This is a genomic window from Fulvivirga marina (genome assembly GCF_016775155.1).
Classification (GTDB): domain Bacteria; phylum Bacteroidota; class Bacteroidia; order Cytophagales; family Cyclobacteriaceae; genus Fulvivirga; species Fulvivirga marina.
Genome location: NZ_JAEUGD010000042.1, coordinates 422565 through 440074 on the forward strand (window position 1 = coordinate 422565; position 17510 = coordinate 440074).

The 17510-nt window shown below is 39.3% G+C and carries 14 protein-coding genes and 1 tRNA gene; 10 read left to right on the top strand and 5 right to left on the bottom strand.

The annotated features are described in order from the left end of the window. Positions 1-9: 9 nt before the first annotated feature. A complete protein-coding gene (locus tag JMN32_RS12485; protein ID WP_202856660.1) occupies positions 10-492 on the bottom strand; it encodes a glycine-rich domain-containing protein in 483 nt (160 codons plus the stop codon). Between the two features lie 458 nt (positions 493-950). Continuing rightward, the gene (gene asnS / locus JMN32_RS12490; RefSeq protein WP_202856661.1) at positions 951-2393 is read right to left on the bottom strand and encodes an asparagine--tRNA ligase; all 1443 of its coding nucleotides are present in this window, start codon (positions 2391-2393) and stop codon (positions 951-953) included. Between the two features lie 149 nt (positions 2394-2542). On the opposite strand from asnS, the gene rpoN reads away from it, so the two are divergent. The 3 genes from rpoN to JMN32_RS12505 are packed head-to-tail and all read left to right on the top strand — an operon-like array spanning position 2543 to position 5399. After that, positions 2543-3982 carry an RNA polymerase factor sigma-54 gene (rpoN, locus tag JMN32_RS12495; RefSeq protein WP_202856662.1) on the top strand — a complete coding sequence of 480 codons (1440 nt, stop codon included), beginning with the start codon at positions 2543-2545 and terminating at the stop codon, positions 3980-3982. Continuing rightward, positions 3983-4603, top strand: coding sequence for a PA-phosphatase (locus JMN32_RS12500; protein WP_202856663.1), 621 nt, complete (start codon positions 3983-3985; stop codon positions 4601-4603). A gap of 16 nt (positions 4604-4619) precedes the next feature. Continuing rightward, positions 4620-5399 (top strand): enoyl-CoA hydratase/isomerase family protein, encoded by a 780-nt coding sequence (locus JMN32_RS12505; protein WP_202856664.1) that lies wholly within the window; start codon positions 4620-4622, stop codon positions 5397-5399. A 74-nt stretch (positions 5400-5473) separates the two neighbouring features. On the opposite strand, the gene JMN32_RS12510 is transcribed toward JMN32_RS12505, so the two are convergent. Further along, positions 5474-6238, bottom strand: coding sequence for a porin family protein (locus JMN32_RS12510; RefSeq protein ID WP_202856665.1), 765 nt, complete (start codon positions 6236-6238; stop codon positions 5474-5476). A 194-nt stretch (positions 6239-6432) separates the two neighbouring features. Here JMN32_RS12510 and JMN32_RS12515 point away from each other — a divergent pair. Further along, a tRNA-Arg gene (locus tag JMN32_RS12515) sits at positions 6433-6506 on the top strand. A 340-nt stretch (positions 6507-6846) separates the two neighbouring features. Then, a complete protein-coding gene (locus JMN32_RS12520) occupies positions 6847-8364 on the top strand; it encodes a family 43 glycosylhydrolase (protein WP_202856666.1) in 1518 nt (505 codons plus the stop codon). A 203-nt stretch (positions 8365-8567) separates the two neighbouring features. Here JMN32_RS12520 and JMN32_RS12525 read toward each other — a convergent pair whose 3' ends face one another. Beyond that, on the bottom strand, positions 8568-8816 hold the full coding sequence (locus tag JMN32_RS12525) for a hypothetical protein (RefSeq protein WP_202856667.1): 249 nt from the start codon (positions 8814-8816) through the stop codon (positions 8568-8570). Between the two features lie 165 nt (positions 8817-8981). Further along, positions 8982-9812 carry a 5'-nucleotidase, lipoprotein e(P4) family gene (locus tag JMN32_RS12530; protein WP_202856668.1) on the bottom strand — a complete coding sequence of 277 codons (831 nt, stop codon included), beginning with the start codon at positions 9810-9812 and terminating at the stop codon, positions 8982-8984. A 277-nt stretch (positions 9813-10089) separates the two neighbouring features. On the opposite strand from JMN32_RS12530, the gene JMN32_RS12535 reads away from it, so the two are divergent. The 5 genes from JMN32_RS12535 (at position 10090) to JMN32_RS12555 (ending at position 17506) form a co-directional block, all read left to right on the top strand. Continuing rightward, on the top strand, positions 10090-10509 hold the full coding sequence (locus JMN32_RS12535; RefSeq protein ID WP_202856669.1) for an HYC_CC_PP family protein: 420 nt from the start codon (positions 10090-10092) through the stop codon (positions 10507-10509). A gap of 82 nt (positions 10510-10591) precedes the next feature. Continuing rightward, positions 10592-14398 carry an efflux RND transporter permease subunit gene (locus JMN32_RS12540; protein ID WP_202856670.1) on the top strand — a complete coding sequence of 1269 codons (3807 nt, stop codon included), beginning with the start codon at positions 10592-10594 and terminating at the stop codon, positions 14396-14398. After that, a complete protein-coding gene (locus JMN32_RS12545; RefSeq protein WP_202856671.1) occupies positions 14388-15098 on the top strand; it encodes an acetolactate decarboxylase in 711 nt (236 codons plus the stop codon). Before JMN32_RS12540 ends, JMN32_RS12545 begins: the two co-directional genes overlap by 11 nt. A gap of 1 nt (position 15099) precedes the next feature. After that, positions 15100-16362 carry a TolC family protein gene (locus JMN32_RS12550; protein WP_202856672.1) on the top strand — a complete coding sequence of 421 codons (1263 nt, stop codon included), beginning with the start codon at positions 15100-15102 and terminating at the stop codon, positions 16360-16362. A 70-nt stretch (positions 16363-16432) separates the two neighbouring features. Then, positions 16433-17506 (top strand): class I fructose-bisphosphate aldolase, encoded by a 1074-nt coding sequence (locus tag JMN32_RS12555; protein ID WP_202856673.1) that lies wholly within the window; start codon positions 16433-16435, stop codon positions 17504-17506. Positions 17507-17510 lie beyond the last annotated feature (4 nt).

Here is a 17510-nt window from a genome sequence, read left to right on the forward strand (position 1 = left end):
AGATATTTTTTATTTCTTTATGGATTGAATGTATTCAGGGGTGTATTTCTCAGCCATGGTTTCGTACCATTTTAACAAAGTTTCTGCGCCTAAATTATCATATATAATACTATATTGTTTTTTAAGCCTTTCCTCATGCTCTTTTAATGCTTTCGTGGGATTCTCAATTAATGAGTTACGTTGCTCTTGTTTAATGTTGGGAGGGGTGGGGTCATGATGAATAAACCTTTTGAAGTGCTGTATGCAAAACTTGTAATATAATTTAGTATGTAGGATGAAATTGTGCCACATTTCATCTATTATGAGCAATGGCTTATCTATGAATAATGCTGTTTCGGAATTTTGTGTTTTTGATGCTAGCCAAAGCCATTTTTTTGTTTCTATAAAGATATCCTTGGCCTCTTCATAACTAACATTGTATCTTTCCATAAAGCCTTCGATTACAATCTTCTCAGTATCGCAATCTGTTGCTTCCATTAAATCAATAGTCATGTGAATTTAAATTAGTGGTGAGAAAAATATTTGGAAAGTAGAAGTAACTTTCCAAATATTTAAGAAAAGGGTGATGGCTTAGCCAGCAGCGCATGTTGAGATACAAGCTACCTTGTTGTCATTCAAATTTTTAGCCACTAATTTTTGAATTAAATCTTTTTTGTCTAGATTTAAAGACGGGTTGTTTGCCAACTGATAGTTCATAGTTTGTAAGTTTTAGTTGTTGTTTGTAATTCGGGTGCAAAGTTAATTTATTATTTTTTGCATCAAAAACTTACATACGTGATTTTGTTAAGAAATCGAAATTTCTTGGACTAATCAAATATTATCTTGGATTGACAACAAAACTTTGTAATTCAAATTGAGGTTTGTAGAATATTTTACATACCGGGAGTAAAAAAGGGCTACCATTAGGTAGCCCTTTTTTACTTTTTAACATTTTCTTACATCAACTTACATCAGAACTCAGCATTGTCAGGAGTTCTTGGGAATGGTATTACATCGCGGATGTTGGTCATTCCTGTTACGAATTGTATCATGCGTTCAAAGCCTAAGCCAAATCCACTGTGTGGTGCGGAGCCAAACTTCCTAAGTTCCAGATACCACCATAAGTCTTTTTCCGGGATGCCTATTTCGTCAATACGCTGTTTTAGAATACCATACCTTTCTTCACGCTGAGAACCACCTATTATTTCGCCAATGCCAGGGAAAAGCACATCCATGGCTGCTACAGTTTTTCCATCATCATTTTGACGCATATAGAAGGCTTTTATGTCTTTAGGGTAGTTGTAGAGTATTACTGGTTTTTTGAAGTGTTTTTCAACCAAAAACCTTTCATGTTCAGATTGTAGGTCAGCCCCCCAGCCTTCGATGAGGTATTGGAATTTCTTCTTTTTATTAGGTTTTGAGTTTCTTAAGATATCTATGGCTTCGGTATAAGTAACCCTCTCAAAATCATTTTCTGCTACAAACTTCAATCTTTCCAGTAAGCTTAACTCACTTCTTTCCTGTTGAGGTTTAGTTTTTTCGTCATCAAGGGCTCGCTGGTTAAGGAAAGCCAGGTCATCACTACAGTTATCTAAGGCATAGTTTACAAGGTACTTGACGAATGCTTCGGCCAAATCCATGTTGTCGTTGATGTCATAAAATGCCATCTCTGGTTCTATCATCCAAAATTCGGCCAAGTGACGTGATGTATTGGAGTTTTCTGCACGGAAAGTGGGGCCAAAAGTGTAAATTTCGGACAATCCCATACATGCTGTTTCACCTTCAAGCTGACCTGATACTGTAAGGTTTGTCTCTTTGCCAAAGAAGTCTTCTTTATAATTTATATTACCATCCTCATCTTTAGCAGGGTTGGCTGGGTCCAGCGTAGTTACTCTGAACATTTCTCCGGCACCTTCTGCATCAGAACCTGTAATGATTGGAGTGTGGACGTTGTAAAAGCCTCTATCTGTGAAAAATTTATGTACTGCGAAAATCATCGCATGGCGAATTCTATATATGGCACTAAACGTATTGGTCCTTACTCTGAGGTGAGCTATCTCTCTTAAAAACTCCAGAGAGTGTTTTTTTGGTTGCAGGGGAAACTTTTCAGGATCAGCATCGCCGAGTATCTCAATGTTCTCTACTATTATCTCTACACTTTGACCTTTTCCTTTGGATTCAGCAAGATCACCGGTAACCGAAATACAAGCGCCGGTAGTTATTCTTTTGAGGAGTTTCTCGTCAGTATTTTCAAAGTCTACTACGCCCTGAATATTGTTGATAGTTGAACCATCATTTATTGCTATAAACTGGTTGTTACGAAATGTTCTAACCCAACCTTTCACGTTTACTTTTTTGCCAATGACGGGGGCATCAAGAAGTTCTTTGATCTTTGTTCTTTTCAAGTCTTTCACAACTAAAATATGATTGATTTGTTAATGCTTAACGGAACTGTAAGCAGTCGGCAAAAAAACGATAATTTGAGCTTTTATTCAAAGAATCATAGAAATATAATAACTTTGATGTAAATTTATTTGAAGCAAGATTTAAGAAAAATCAGAGGATGCAGAAGCTTGGATTAACCCAAAGTTTACAACAGAAATTATCTCCACAGCAGATACAGTTTATCAAGCTGTTGCAGATTCCTACTGCCGAGTTAGACACCCGCGTGGAGGAGGAGCTGGAAGACAATCCTGCTTTAGAGGAAGGCAAAGAAGAGTCAGACGATATTACCGACGAATACGAAGATACAGATACGGATACATCTGATGATAATGAGTTAGATGTTGAAGATTATCTTAGAGATGATGATTTCAGTGGTTATAAAATGCACGGCGATGGTGACAATGAAGATAAGGAAATGCCAATCGCAATGCAGAGTACGCTGAATGAACATCTTATGGACCAACTTGGGTTCCTGAGGCTGGATGATCGTCAGTATACTATAGGGAAACAACTTATCGGAAGTATAGAAAGCGACGGTTATATTAGAAGAGATCTGGAATCTATAATTAATGACTTGGCTTTTTCCCAAAATATAGATACAGATATTGATGAAGTAGAAGAGATCCTGCGTAAAATTCAGGACTTTGATCCTCCGGGTATTGCTGCACGGGATTTGCAAGAATGTCTTTTGCTACAGTTGGAAAGACGTGCGGATGACCAAAATGTAGATGTTATAGTTTCGAAACAAATCATTTCTAATTGTTTCGAGGAGTTCACAAAAAAACACTATAACAAGATCATGAAAAAGCTTGATCTTGAAGATGAGGATTACATCAAGGATGCTATAGAATTGATACGAAAGCTCAATCCCAAACCAGGAGGGAGTTCTTCAGGCTTGGTTCGTACTCAATACCTTATACCTGATTTTATATTGAGCAATAATAATGGTGAGCTGGAGTTGGCCCTTAACTCCAGAAATGCACCTGAGTTAAGGGTGAGCCGCTCTTATTCAGAAATGCTTCAGGCTTATGATAAAAGTGATAAATCAGACAAAAAACTGAAAGAAACAGTCTCTTTTGTGAAGCAAAAGCTTGATGCCGCAAAGTGGTTTATTGATGCTATTAAGCAAAGGCAACATACGCTGTTGAATACCATGAGAGCCATTGTTGACTTTCAATATGAATATTTTCAGGAAGGGGATGAAAGTAAGTTAAGGCCCATGATCCTAAAGGATATTGCTAATATCATTAATATGGATATTTCCACAGTGTCAAGGGTTGCCAACAGCAAGTCTGTTCAGACAGATTTTGGAATATTCCCACTTAAATACTTCTTCTCAGAGGGTATTGCTACAGACTCCGGTGAGGATGTGAGTAGCCGTGAAGTTAAAAATGAATTGAAACAAATTATAGAGGCAGAAGACAAGAAAAAGCCATTGAGCGATGATAAACTGGAAAAATTATTAAAAGCTAAAGGGTATAACATAGCCAGAAGGACTGTTGCTAAGTATAGGGAACAGATGAATATTCCGGTGGCCAGATTAAGAAAAGAGTTATAAGTGCTAAAGAGTCTGGCTAATATCATTTCGGTTGTGTTCCACCCGTTGTTGATGACAACGCTATTGGTGGCGTCGTTGTATTTCTTTGCTCCTTCAAGTATCCTTCCTATCAATAGTAATTCGATACTGTTGATCTTGCTGATGGTGGTTATTCTAACCTATATTCTACCTATGTTAAGTGTAGGTATGCTTAAATTGACTAAAAGTATAAGCAGTATTCAGCTCAAGAATAGAAAGGAGCGTATTATGCCCTTTTTCTTTATTACAGTCTACTACGGGGTGACTTCTTATTTCTTTTCAGAAAGGCTTGTGCTGGGTAATGCCTTGGTAATTATGCTGGCTTCCATAACGGCCACTATTTTTCTGATAACTGTTATTAGCATGTTTTTTAAAATTAGTGCTCATGCAGCAGGCACGGCTGGGATACTTGGTTTTTTTGTGGCTATTCATTTCCGTTACCTTGACAGTCTTTTGTTTTGGCCCATAATTGCAGCCTTGGTATTGCACGGTGTAGTTAGTTCTGCCAGGTTGTATTTGCATACCCACAGCCCTAAAGAAGTTCATTTTGGTGCCTTGTTAGGATTTATTGTTAATTTCGGGGCAGCTTATATTTTTACATAAAAAGTATCAATTGACGATGTACGAATTTATAAAATACGATAATAGCAATGGTATAGCTACCATAACACTTGATAGACCTGAGGTTTACAATGCACTTAATGATGGTATTACTTATGAGCTTCAGGATGTTTTTAAGCAGGTAGGGAAAGATGCATCTGTACGTGTGGTAGTACTAACCGGAGAGGGTAAGGCATTTTGCTCAGGGCAGGATCTTAAGGCGTCTTCAGGGCAGGAGAAAAGATCTTTTATTGATTCTCTTCATAAGCGTTACAATCCTATCATACGAGCTATGAGAAATTTGCCTAAGCCAATCATTTGTAGACTGAATGGTGTTGCTGCGGGGGCTGGCTGTTCCATAGCTTTGGCATGTGATCTTATAGTAGCAGCAGAAGAGGCTATGATGACTGAGGTATTTGTAAATATAGGACTGGTGTTAGACTCAGGGTCATCCTATTTTTTGCCACGACTTGTTGGAAGTGCTAAAGCATTTGAGTTAAGTACTATGGGATCGAGAATAAAGGGTAAAGATGCATATGATATGGGGCTGATCAATAAAGTTGTTCCACTTGATCAGCTTGATGAGGCAGTGAAGAGTTACACGAATTATTATGCACAAGCGCCTACGAAAGCTATTGGGTTAATGAAGAAGATGCTAAATAAAGCTGGTAACGCTACACTGGATGAGATGTTGGAATACGAAGCTTATTGTCAGGAAATTGCCGGTAATTCTGAGGATTATAAGGAAGGTGTTACAGCATTTTTGGAGAAAAGAAAGGCCGAGTTTAAAGGAAAGTAAACTTCAATTGAATCATAAAAAAAGAGCTGGTTTGAAAATCAAATCAGCTCTTTTTTTATGATTCTTGTCTTTTGTTAAAATCCTGTAAAGGAAAGTCCGACAGTTACGTTTGTTAGGTTTTCAGTGTTTTCCGGACCATCATCAAACATTTCAGAAAGACTATGATAGTAGAACAAGTTAAAACCGCCTATACCGACTCTTCCGGTGACCCCATAACGAAATCTGTTTAGGCCATAATCTTTTTTAATTTTGGTTTTAATGTTTTGATCGTCGTCTTTATACTTCAGTTTAGTGTGTGAGCTAAACCTGATTCCAGCTCTACCACCAATGCTTACGTTGAAGCTCCTTTTTTTGTCATCAGGGTTAGTGTAAAAGCGAAGTTCAAGAGGTATATCGATATAGTTAGCTATAAGTTGAGATTTCTTAACATCCCAACCTTCGTCTAAATCTTCAACTGTAACCACAGTATTGCCATCTGTATCAATACTTTGAACTAAGGTAACATCGTTGTCAAATTTGAATTTATTAAGACCAACACCAATGCCAGGCATGAGTACAAAGTTTGAATTGCCTATCTGCATGTCGTAGTAGTAATACAGGTTGACAGTTCTTGAGCCAATTAAGTTAGTCTCAAAGTTGTCAGGAGCACTTTGAAGCATATTCCAACCAAAGTCAATTAAAAATGTGCCGGGAACATCAGGTCTAGCAGCTCGGTCTCGTATTTTCATGGGAGACAATTGTGCTAATGGTTTGTCACCATTTTCAGGTTTGTCATTATCACCAGCATAAGTACCGGTAGCAATGCCTAAAGTAAATATATAAATAAAAATTTTTTTCATAATATCTTAACCTAAATCCCTCATTTTTATTGTTTGGTGGGCAAAGATAAGGTTTTTTAAAAAAGTACGAATCAATAAGACTTTTTTTAAGAATAATAATTATTTACATTTGCACCGCGTTAGCAAGTAACCGTTCGAAACATTGATATGCACCAGTTGTAGAAAGTGTTTACGAGTTAAGCGGTTATCTATATGGCCTCGTAGCTCAACTGAATAGAGCACCTGATTACGGCTCAGGAGGTTTCAGGTTTGAATCCTGACGAGGTCACTGAAGGTGAAGTTACAGTTGTAATTTCACCTTTTTTATTATATTGCATTTATGTCATAGTCTCTGCATACCCCTTGGCAGAGTACTAAAGCTTGAGTTGCCATCCCCCCCTTAGGCTTCTCTGGGTTTTTAATGGCATTGTAATGAATAGTTGGGTTGGCCAGTTCAAGAGAAATTTTAATGTAGCGATTGTTCAGGCATAGCATAAACCTGCTACTCAGAGAAAGTAAATTTTAAGCTTACGATTGTTATCCTCATATGTTTAACCGTTGGCATGCTGCAACTGTAGAAGTTGCAGCGCAGAGATCATATTAAAAACACTTACATTTTACTTACCGACATGAAAAAAATAATTACTACGCTATTTCTGTCAATCATAGTATGCATAATATTGAATGCTCAACATCAAATGGATGACAGGTATTCAAATACCAATCAGTTTATTAACCCTGTATTTTATGGAGACTATCCTGACCCTAGCATTTTAGTGGATGGAGATGACTATTACGTGGTTCATTCCTCCTTCGAATATTATCCGGGGTTAACTATATGGCACTCAAAAGATTTGATCAGCTGGAATCCTGTTACAAGTGCATTGACCAAATATGTAGGTTCTGTCTGGGCCCCTGATTTGGTAAAGTACAAAGGTAAATACTATATATATTTCCCTGCTAACAATACCAATTATGTTATTGTTGCTGATTCAATCGGTGGGAAGTGGAGCGACCCTATCGATTTAAAAATTGGTAACATTGATCCGGGGCATGTGGCGGATGATAAAGGGAACAGGTACCTGTATTTCAGTAGTGGAGGTTATGTGCCTTTGTCAGAGGATGGTTTATCGGTAACAGGTGATTTTCAACATGTATACGATGGCTGGCCTATTCCGAGAGACTGGACCATTGAGTGTTTTTGTATGGAAGGGCCAAAATTATTTAAGAGGGGAAAGTATTATTACATGACTGTAGCGGAAGGGGGAACAGCTGGTCCGGCGACTGGCCATATGGTAATTTCCGCTCGCTCAAAATCACCTCTTGGCCCATGGGAGAATTCCCCTTATAATCCAATTATTCGAGCAGAGAGTACGTCTGACAAATGGTGGTCTGTAGGGCATGCAACCATTTTTGAAAATGCAGCCAGTGAATGGTGGATGATGTTTCACGGATACGAAAAAGATCATTATAACATGGGCCGCCAAACATTACTTGCCCCTGTTGAATGGACTGAGGACGGATGGTATAAATTGCCTGATAACTTTGATCTGACAAAAGCAACCAAAAGACCATCAGCAAAGCCTTTAGAGTCAAACTACTCACTTAATGATGATTTTGAGGGCAAAGAACTTAAACCTCAATGGAAGTTTTTCGGTAAGTATGATGCAAGCCGCTATGATTTTGTTGAAAACAATGGTATTGAAATTAAAGCTAAGGGAAGTTCAATACCCGAAAGTTCACCACTGCTTTGTATACCCGCTGATCATTCCTATACTGCCCAGATAGAAATTGATCTTGAAGGTGATGCAGTCGCCGGCTTAGTATTGTTTTACAGTCATAAAATTTATTCGGGAATACTAGCTGACAGTAAAAACATTTTAGCAAACCTGAGAGGTTGGCAGTTTCCCACTGAGAAAACCGTAATTGATAATCATGTTTACTTAAGACTTAAGAATATAAATAATGTGGTAGATATGTATTATAGCACGGATGGTGTAAACTGGATAAAAATTGAAAATTCTTTTGATGCGTCTGGTTATCACCACAATGTGCTAAGCGACTTTTTAAGTTTACGAATTGGCTTGGTCTCTATGGGGGAAGGAAAAGTAAGGTTTAAGAATTTTAAATATGAACCGATAAAGTAAAGTGCAGGATATTACGGACTTATTCAACCGTACTTAGTTTCAACTGTTTCATTGCAGAATAACAGAAGTGAAAGAAAAAAGCTTATGGGAAGTTTGGCAATGACTTCCTAAAGCTTTCCATAACAATGGCTGAGAGCTGGCAACGGCTCCCTATTGGGAAAGTAACATGATGATTCAAAAATACTTTGCCATGCAGCTTCATATTAAGCTATCTCTCTGGAGTTTAGGTAAGTAACCCTTTGTTGGTTATCATAGCAGGTGATTTCAACCTGATATTTATCGGCTGTCTGCTGACCAGTTTTTCTTCTGTAAATATTGCTGGTCATTTTATGGTCTAGTGCTATGAAATGAATCTTACCATGTTGGTGATCCTTGTTAAACTTGATGGTAACTTCGCTTCTATCCGGAGTAGAGCTACCGTGAACAGCGTTGATCTTTAAAGTATAAAACATGATATAACTGCTTTTAACAGGAGTAAATTTTCAACTTTTAAAAGCAGTTATGTCAAATTATAAATTATGGATTAATTAAGAAATTGAGGCTGATTTTACCGAATTGTAAAGCTCTTATTTCAGTCAGACTTCAAACTATTTGTTGTCAGAAGTTTAGTACAGGGATTATTTGTCTATGGCCTGTAATCGTTTTTGAACCTTTGATTCATTATCTATACTATAATCATTGTTATAGATAGCTCCTTCCCATTCTCCATACATTGGGTTGGGCAGAATCACGAAGTTATATAAAAGCTCACTTTTATTTTTCTTAACCAATTCTTTACCCATGTCATTGCCTCTATCTGCATAAAGCTCCGAATAGTCAGTAAGATTGTCGCCTACAAATACCAATATGGTATGCGAGTTGGCAACTTTTTCCCTTCGTTCGGTTTTATCACTGGTACTACTTTTCAAAATCACATGTTTGGTATCGGCATCGGGGAATCTGTATTTTTTTAAGTTCTCAATAGTAGCGTCAAGCTCATCAGTGTCTCTATTGGAAATGTAAAATATTTCTAACCCCTTTTTCTTGGCAAAATTCACAAATTCAAGAGCTCCGGGAAGTGCTTTGGCTCGAGCTTCGCTTGTCCAGGCCTTCCAGGTAGAAGGCTGATATATTTTTCCTTTTTCAATGAGTTGACCTTCATAAGGGCTATTGTCCAGCACAGTCTCATCGATGTCTAATACCACTGCCAACGGTAAGCTTGATCGTACAGTTTTTAACTTAGAGTCAAGTAGCATTTCAGCATATTTATAAGCCTGTTGATAAGCCGCAACCATCTCAGCTGATTTTTGGTACCATAATACACCCATTACAAGTTGCTGAGACATCTGTTTTTTTGCTGATTCAGATGTAGCTTTTGAGGTAGCTGTAGTTGTTTTTTTCTCCGCGGCACAGGAGATTAGTAATGATGAAGTGATGAATATGATATAATACTTTCTTAGCTGTTTCATGAAATTTGGTTAGGTTTTGATTTTTTCATTACAATTATATCATAATTTAAATAACAATACGTACTTTCTTATTTAGCATTTGATATGGAAAAAGGATACCTTAATAGTTGCGACAGGCTGGAAGTTGTATGTAATAGTCCTTACTAATTATTTGTTAAAGGGGCGAGGTTTGACCTTCGGGAGGATCATAATTTTGCTTTTTTTTGAAACCTTTGTACTTTTGGTTTAGTTAAAGGCATTGTAAGACTTTGAATAGATGTACAATAATGTGAAAAATATGATCAGAAAAATATCGGCCCTTGGTTTGGCGGCGATCATATTTATTACTAGTACGGGTTTTCAGGTTAGCGCCCATTATTGTTCAGGGCAACTCAAGTCCTTAAAATTGTTTGGTACGGCAAAGGCCTGCAAATATGAGCGGCAGGTGACCAAACCTTGTCCTATGCATGGGCAAATGGTCATCAAGTCAAAAAAGGATTGCTGTGATGATGAAAATATCAAGCTTGATCCTTCAGCTTATGAAGTTACTGCTCAAGCGAAGGTTATGGTGGAGCATAACTTTGATTTTATTTCGCCTAAGTACTTTACCTTTGAACATATTGCCTTTCATGTTGCACATGTAGATTTTGCCACGTTATATAGACCCCCTCCGATTGACCGCGACATCCCAGTCATGGTTCAATCCTTCCTTTTATAAAATATTCTGTTGACAGTTTTATCTGCAGGGTGATCAATATTGCTCTGCCAGAACTATTTCTTTATGCTCAATAGATATTTTTATGCTCAACAAAGTAATACGTTTTTTTCTGGAAAATAAGCTGGTTACAGTCCTGATTATAGTGCTTTTTGCTGGTTGGGGATTGGTAACGGCACCTTTTGACTGGGATCTGGACTTTCTCCCTCGAGACCCAGTGCCGGTTGATGCTATCCCTGATTTAGGGGAAAATCAGCAGATAGTATTTACAGAGTGGCCAGGCCGCTCACCTCAGGATATTGAAGATCAGATTACTTATCCTCTAACGACCTCTTTATTGGGTATTCCTGGTGTTAAGTCTATTCGCAGCACTTCACTGTTCGGTTTTTCCAGTATCTATATCATTTTTAATGAAGATATAGAGTTTTACTGGTCAAGGTCAAGAGTGTTAGAAAAACTGAGCTCCATGCCCTCAGGTTTATTGCCAGACAACGTGCAGCCTTCATTGGGGCCGGATGCTACGGCGCTGGGTCAGATTTATTGGTATACCCTCGAGGGGCGTGACACGGATGGTAATCCTACTGGGGGCTGGGACCCGCAGGAGCTAAGAACTATTCAGGATTTTTATGTCAGATATGCTCTTTCTTCTGCGGAAGGGGTGTCAGAAGTAGCTTCTGTGGGAGGCTTTGTGAAAGAATACCAGATAGATGTTCGCCCTGAAGCATTAAAAGCCTATGGGCTTGGGTTGCAAGATGTAATGATGGCTGTAAAGAATACCAATCGTGATGTTGGAGCTAAGACACTTGAAGTAAATAAGGCTGAGTATCTAGTGAGGGGATTAGGCTATATTGAAACGGTTGAGGATATTGAAAAAGCAGTTATTAGGTCTGTAAATAACGTACCGATAAGAATTGGAGATGTGGCCGTTGTTTCCCTCGGGCCAGCTGCCCGGAGAGGGGCTCTGGATAAAGAAGGGGCAGAAGTCACCGGTGGTGTAGTCGTAGCCCGTTATGGTGCTAACCCGTTGCAGGTGATAAAAAATGTAAAGGAGAAAATAGCTGAAGTAGAAAAGGGACTTCCGGTTAAAACTCTGGAGGATGGCAGCGTTACGAAAGTGACCATTGTTCCTTTTTACGATCGTACGCAGCTCATTTATGAGACACTTGGTACCTTGGAGCAGGCTCTTTCACTAGAGATATTGATCACAATTCTGGTGATCATTGTTATGGTTGTTAACCTGAGGGTGTCTATAGTTATCTCTTTTTTATTGCCATTGGCAGTGCTAATGGTATTTATAGCGATGCGGTATAGTGGTGTGGACGCAAACATAGTGGCGCTTAGCGGTATTGCTATTGCCATAGGTACCATGGTTGATCTGGGGATAATACTGACGGAGAATGTTATTAAATACCTGGATGAAAATAAGAATAAAAGCTTGTTGGAGACTGTTTATGACGCTTCTGCGGAAGTAAGTGGAGCTATTGTAACTGCTGTTTCAACTACTATTATCAGTTTTATACCTGTGTTTACCCTTGAGGCGGCTGAGGGCAAACTTTTCAGGCCATTGGCTTTTACCAAAACATTTGCATTGGTAGCAGCAGTTGTTATTGCATTGTTTATTCTTCCAGCTCTTTCTCATTGGCTTTTTGGAATGAAAATCGAAAGAAAGCAAGTGAGAAAGTGGGTTAATACTCTACTTATTCCTGCTGGAGTGTTGATCTTTTTCGCATTTTCCTATTGGGCCGGAATAGTGATACTTCTGTTTGGAGTTGTAGGGGTGATTAAAGGTTTTACCAGCTATAATAATTGGTTTGTTCGCCATAGTGAAGTGCTCGTTTCAGTGCTGGCAGTGGTTTGGCTTTTAGCAATATACTGGCTTCCATTAGGGGCCGACAAAAGCTTGTTGCTTAATATCATATTCGTGGTGCTTATAGGAGCAGTTGTTTTAGGGGGTTCTTTATTGATGATCAGGTATTATGCATACATTTTGACATGGTGCCTCACTAATAAATTCAAATTCATAGTTGTACCTGTGTTTGTTGTGCTTTTTGGTATCACCGTTTGGCTGGGTTTTAACAAGGTTTTTGGTTTTGTGGCAGATGGGTTAGATACAATTAACATTAATATTCGTGTTACCCGGGTATGGTCAGCTCTTGCCCAAGGTTTTCCGGGAATAGGAGAGGAGTTTATGCCTTCCCTGAATGAGGGGTCTTTTCTTTTGATGCCTACTTCAATGCCTCATGCTGGAATAGAGGAGAGCGTTAAAACTTTAAAGTCATTAGACATGAGGGTAGCTTCTATTCCTGAGGTAGACATGGTAGTTGGTAAACTTGGTCGTGTGGAAAGTGCACTTGACCCGGCTCCTATATCCATGTATGAGAATGTTATTAACTACAAACCGGAATATGTGGTGGATGAGCAGGGCAGAAAAGTGAGGTTTAAGACTGATGATGAAGGTAGGTTTTTGCTGAAATCAGGGGATTCACTTTCCAGAAATGAGTTTATCGCTTTGCGATTGTCTCCGGAAAAACTAGTAAAAGATAAAAATGGTAGCTACTTCCGGAACTGGAGGGATGAAATAAAAAGTGCTGATGATATATGGAATGAAATCATAAAAGTTACAGACTTGCCCGGTATCACGTCGGCACCTAAACTTCAACCTATCGAAACGAGGTTGGTGATGTTGCAAACAGGTATGAGAGCCCCTATGGGAATTAAAGTAGCCGGACCTGACTTAAAAACCCTTGAATCATTCGGTTTTGCCCTTGAGGAAATTTTAAAGACAGTACCGTCGGTGAAAAGGGAGGCCGTTTTTGCAGATAGAGTAGTAGGGAAGCCTTATATTCAGATAGATATAGACAGAGATGCCATTTCACGCTATGGGCTGAGTATAGAACAGGTACAAATGGCTATTGAAACAGGAATTGGAGGAATGACCTTAAGTACTACTGTGGAAGGCAGGGAGCGCTTTCCGATAAGGGTAAGATATCCACGCGAGTTGCGTGATGATCCGCGTGAATTGGAGCAAATGCTTATCATGACTCCATCCGGAGCGCAAATACCCTTGGGGCAATTAGCTACTATTGAATTTCTGCGAGGTCCCCAAATGATCAGGAGTGAAGAAACGTTTTTGACAAGCTATGTACTATTTGATAAAAATACAGGTTTTGCTGAAGTGGATGTAGTGAATGATGCTCAAAGAGCTATTCATGAAAGAATTCAGTCTGGTGAACTGAAGGTGCCTGTTGGGGTAACCTACAGATTCTCGGGTACCTATGAGAATCAGTTGAGGGCCGAGAAGCGATTGAGTATCATTGTGCCGCTGGTTTTAGTAATTATTTTTCTGATCATGTATTTCCAATTCCGATCGATTACCACATCGCTGCTGGTATTTACAGGGATTGCCGTTGCATTTGGAGGAGCGTTTATCATGATTTGGCTATATGGGCAGGAGTGGTTTGCTGACTTTTCATTTTTCAATATTCCTGTCCGTGATCTATTCCAGATGAAAACCATCAATCTAAGTGTAGCAGTATGGGTTGGCTTTATTGCTCTATTCGGCATTGCTACTGATGATGGTGTGCTCATGGCCACTTATCTGGATCAGAAATTTGCAGGTCAGACATTTATATCAAAAGAAGCTATTAGACAGGCAGTAGTAGAGGCAGGTATGCGCAGGGTTAGGCCTGCTATGATGACTACGGCTACTACTTTGATTGCACTTATTCCGATTCTTACTTCTACAGGCAAAGGTTCAGACATTATGGTGCCCATGGCTATTCCAATTTTTGGAGGAATGGCCGTAGCAGTGATTACAATTTTTGTGGTGCCCGTTTTATACGGATGGCACAAGGAAAATAAGTTTAAAAAGATACAGCACAATGAAGAATAATATTAAATGTTTCATACTGGTAGCAGGGATGTTGGCGACAAGCTGTGCAAATGACCAAAAAGGTGGTTATGAAGTGAAATATGCAGGGAAATTGAGGGAAATTATGCATAAGAACGATATCTCTGGCAAGATAGCCATAGATTCACTTTTGGAACGTCCCGGCTTATTTGCCGTAGGTGCACTAGATTCTTTAAGTGGAGAGATACTTGTAGAAGAGGGTACGCTTTATATAAGCAGAGTGGAGGGAGAAGAAGTGAGTCTATCTAAAGCCAAAAATGCTCAGGCCACGCTATTGGTTTATGCTCATGTCAACGACTGGAAGCGGGTGCAATTGCCAGACAGTTTAAATTCTATGGAGGAGCTGGAAGGATTTTTAGCTCATTTAGCAAATACCCAAAGAGTGAGTAAACCAATGCTGTTTCGTTTATCAGGTATGCCCACTAATATACGTTATCATATTATTCGTCCTTTAGGGGCAAATGCTACTCATAGGGAAAGAAAAGCTGCTGGTTTTTCAGGAGTCTTGACCGGAGAGCAGGTGTCAATTATAGGCTTTTATTCAGACCAACACCAGGGGGTTTTTACACATCGAGACTCCAATGTTCATATGCATGTAAGAAATGATAATGAGAGTATTGCAGGGCATGTTGATGATATACAGCTAGGAAGTAATGTTCAACTATATATTCCGGTAGAGTAGCATGAGGAATTATTTGATACATATTGCTTTCATATGCGTGACAATTCCAGCATTAGCGCAAGATCCACTGGAGGGTTATTTGAATGTTGCCGTGGAGAACAATCCTGGCTTAAAGGCTCGATATGCAGAGTTTGAAGCGGAGTTGGAAAAGATTCCGCAGGTTAAAAGCTTGCAGGAGCCCTCTTTATCTTTTGGGTATTTCATTAGTCCTGTAGAAACCAGGGTAGGACCGCAGCGAGCAAAGCTTTCCCTTAGCCAGATGTTTCCATGGTTTGGTACGCTGAGAGAGCGGGGTAATGTGGCTGCTTTGCAGGCAGAAGCAAGTTATATCCAGTTTATAGATGCGAGAGAGAAGCTGTTTGAGCAAGTGAGAACTCAATATTATCAGCTTTGGGAAACCCACAAACTCATTGCATTGGAAAAGGAAAACCTGGAGATACTTAAAACTTATGAAAAAATGGCACAAACCCGATTTGGTACCAGCGAAGGCCGTCTTTCCAGTGTTTTCAGAGTTCAGTTGGAGCAAAAGCAGGTGACCACCAGTTTAGAGATACTAAAAAGCAGGATAGCTCCATTGGAGAGTGTATTCTTGCGTCTTATAGGGAATGAGCCATATGGAAAGGGAGTAGAGGTTTCTGATTCAATATCGCTACCGGTAGGTATGCCAATAGTTAGGAGGGATAGCCTGATGAACCATCCAAATATTAAATTTTATGAGCTTCAGAAAGCTTCAGCTATTAAAAGCAAGCGAGTGGCAGAGAAAAGTGCGTATCCGTCCATTGGAGCTGGGATTGATTATGTAGTGGTAGGAAAAAGAACGGATATGTCTGTGACCGATGATGGGAAGGATGTTTTGATGCCTATGGCAACTATAAGTATCCCCCTCCGGAGGAAAAAGTATAAAGCAGCAGTCAAGGAAGCAGAATTTAAGGAAGAGCAGTTTCAGTTTGAGAAGGAAAATGTGAGAAACTCTTTGACTTCACAATGGGATCTAGCTATGTATGAAGTGCAATCGGCTATGAGTGAAATGAAACTTTATAAAGAGCAGCTTGAAATTGCAGAACGTACTTTGGAACTGACATTGTCAGATTATACCAATGACTTGGAAGATTTTGAGCAAATACTGGAAGAGCAGCAAAGACTTATTCAGTTTGAAAGAAGCTACTACAAAGCATATAAGGAGTGCTTGATAAAATACGCAGAAATTGAATATCTGACCTATCAAGTAGCAGGAAGTGGTCATTATTTAAAAACCATAGAGTAGTCTAAAACAATTTGGGCATGACACTGATTTAAATGTTAAATTATTAAAGGAATTTAAACATTAAAGAATTATGATGACAGCTAACCAAACCATCGACAAAATCGCCTCATTACTTGGTGATGATGCATCAAAACTACTTGACCATACTAGCAAAACGGTAGACAAGGATTCTTTGTACACTCCAGGTCCTGGGCGGATCGACGATATTTTTGCAATGAGTAATCGTTCTCCACAGGTGATGAGAAGCCTTGCTGCTCTTTACGGTCATGGCCGTTTGGCAAATACTGGTTATTTATCCATTCTTCCTGTTGATCAGGGCATAGAACATTCGGCGGGCAGCGCTTTTGCGCCGAACCCTATTTATTTTGACCCTGAAAATATTGTTAAACTGGCTATTCAAGCTGGATGTAATGCAGTGGCAAGCACTTTTGGTGGTCTTGCTCTGATGTCTCGAAAATATGCGCATAAAATCCCTTTCTTGGTGAAGATCAATCATAATGAACTACTCACTTACCCCAATAAGTATGATCAGATCATGTTTGGGTCAGTACATCAGGCTTGGGAGTTGGGGGCAGTAGCTGTTGGGGCTACTATATATTTTGGCTCGGAGGAGTCGAACAGACAGATAGTGGAGGTAGCTCAGGCCTTTGAAGAGGCACATGACTTGGGTATGGCGACTGTGCTATGGTGCTATACCAGAAATGAAAATTTTAAACAGAATGGTACTGATTATCATGCATCAGCAGATCTTACCGGTCAGGCGAACCACCTGGGGGTGACTATCCAGGCAGATGTGATCAAACAGAAACTTCCAACCAGTAATGGCGGGTATAAAAATATAAAATTTGGTAAGTCGCACCCTGACATGTATGACAAGCTAACCAGTGAGCATCCTATTGACCTTTGCAGGTATCAGGTGCTTAATTGCTATGCAGGAAGGGTAGCTCTTATTAATTCCGGAGGTGAGTCAAAGGGAGCTTCTGATATGCAGGAGGCAGTAAGAACAGCAGTAATTAACAAAAGAGCCGGTGGTAGTGGACTGATACTGGGAAGAAAGGCATTTCAGCGTCCATTCAAAGATGGAGTCGAGCTTTTAAATACAGTTCAGGATGTGTACCTCAATGAGGATATAAATCTGGCTTGATAAT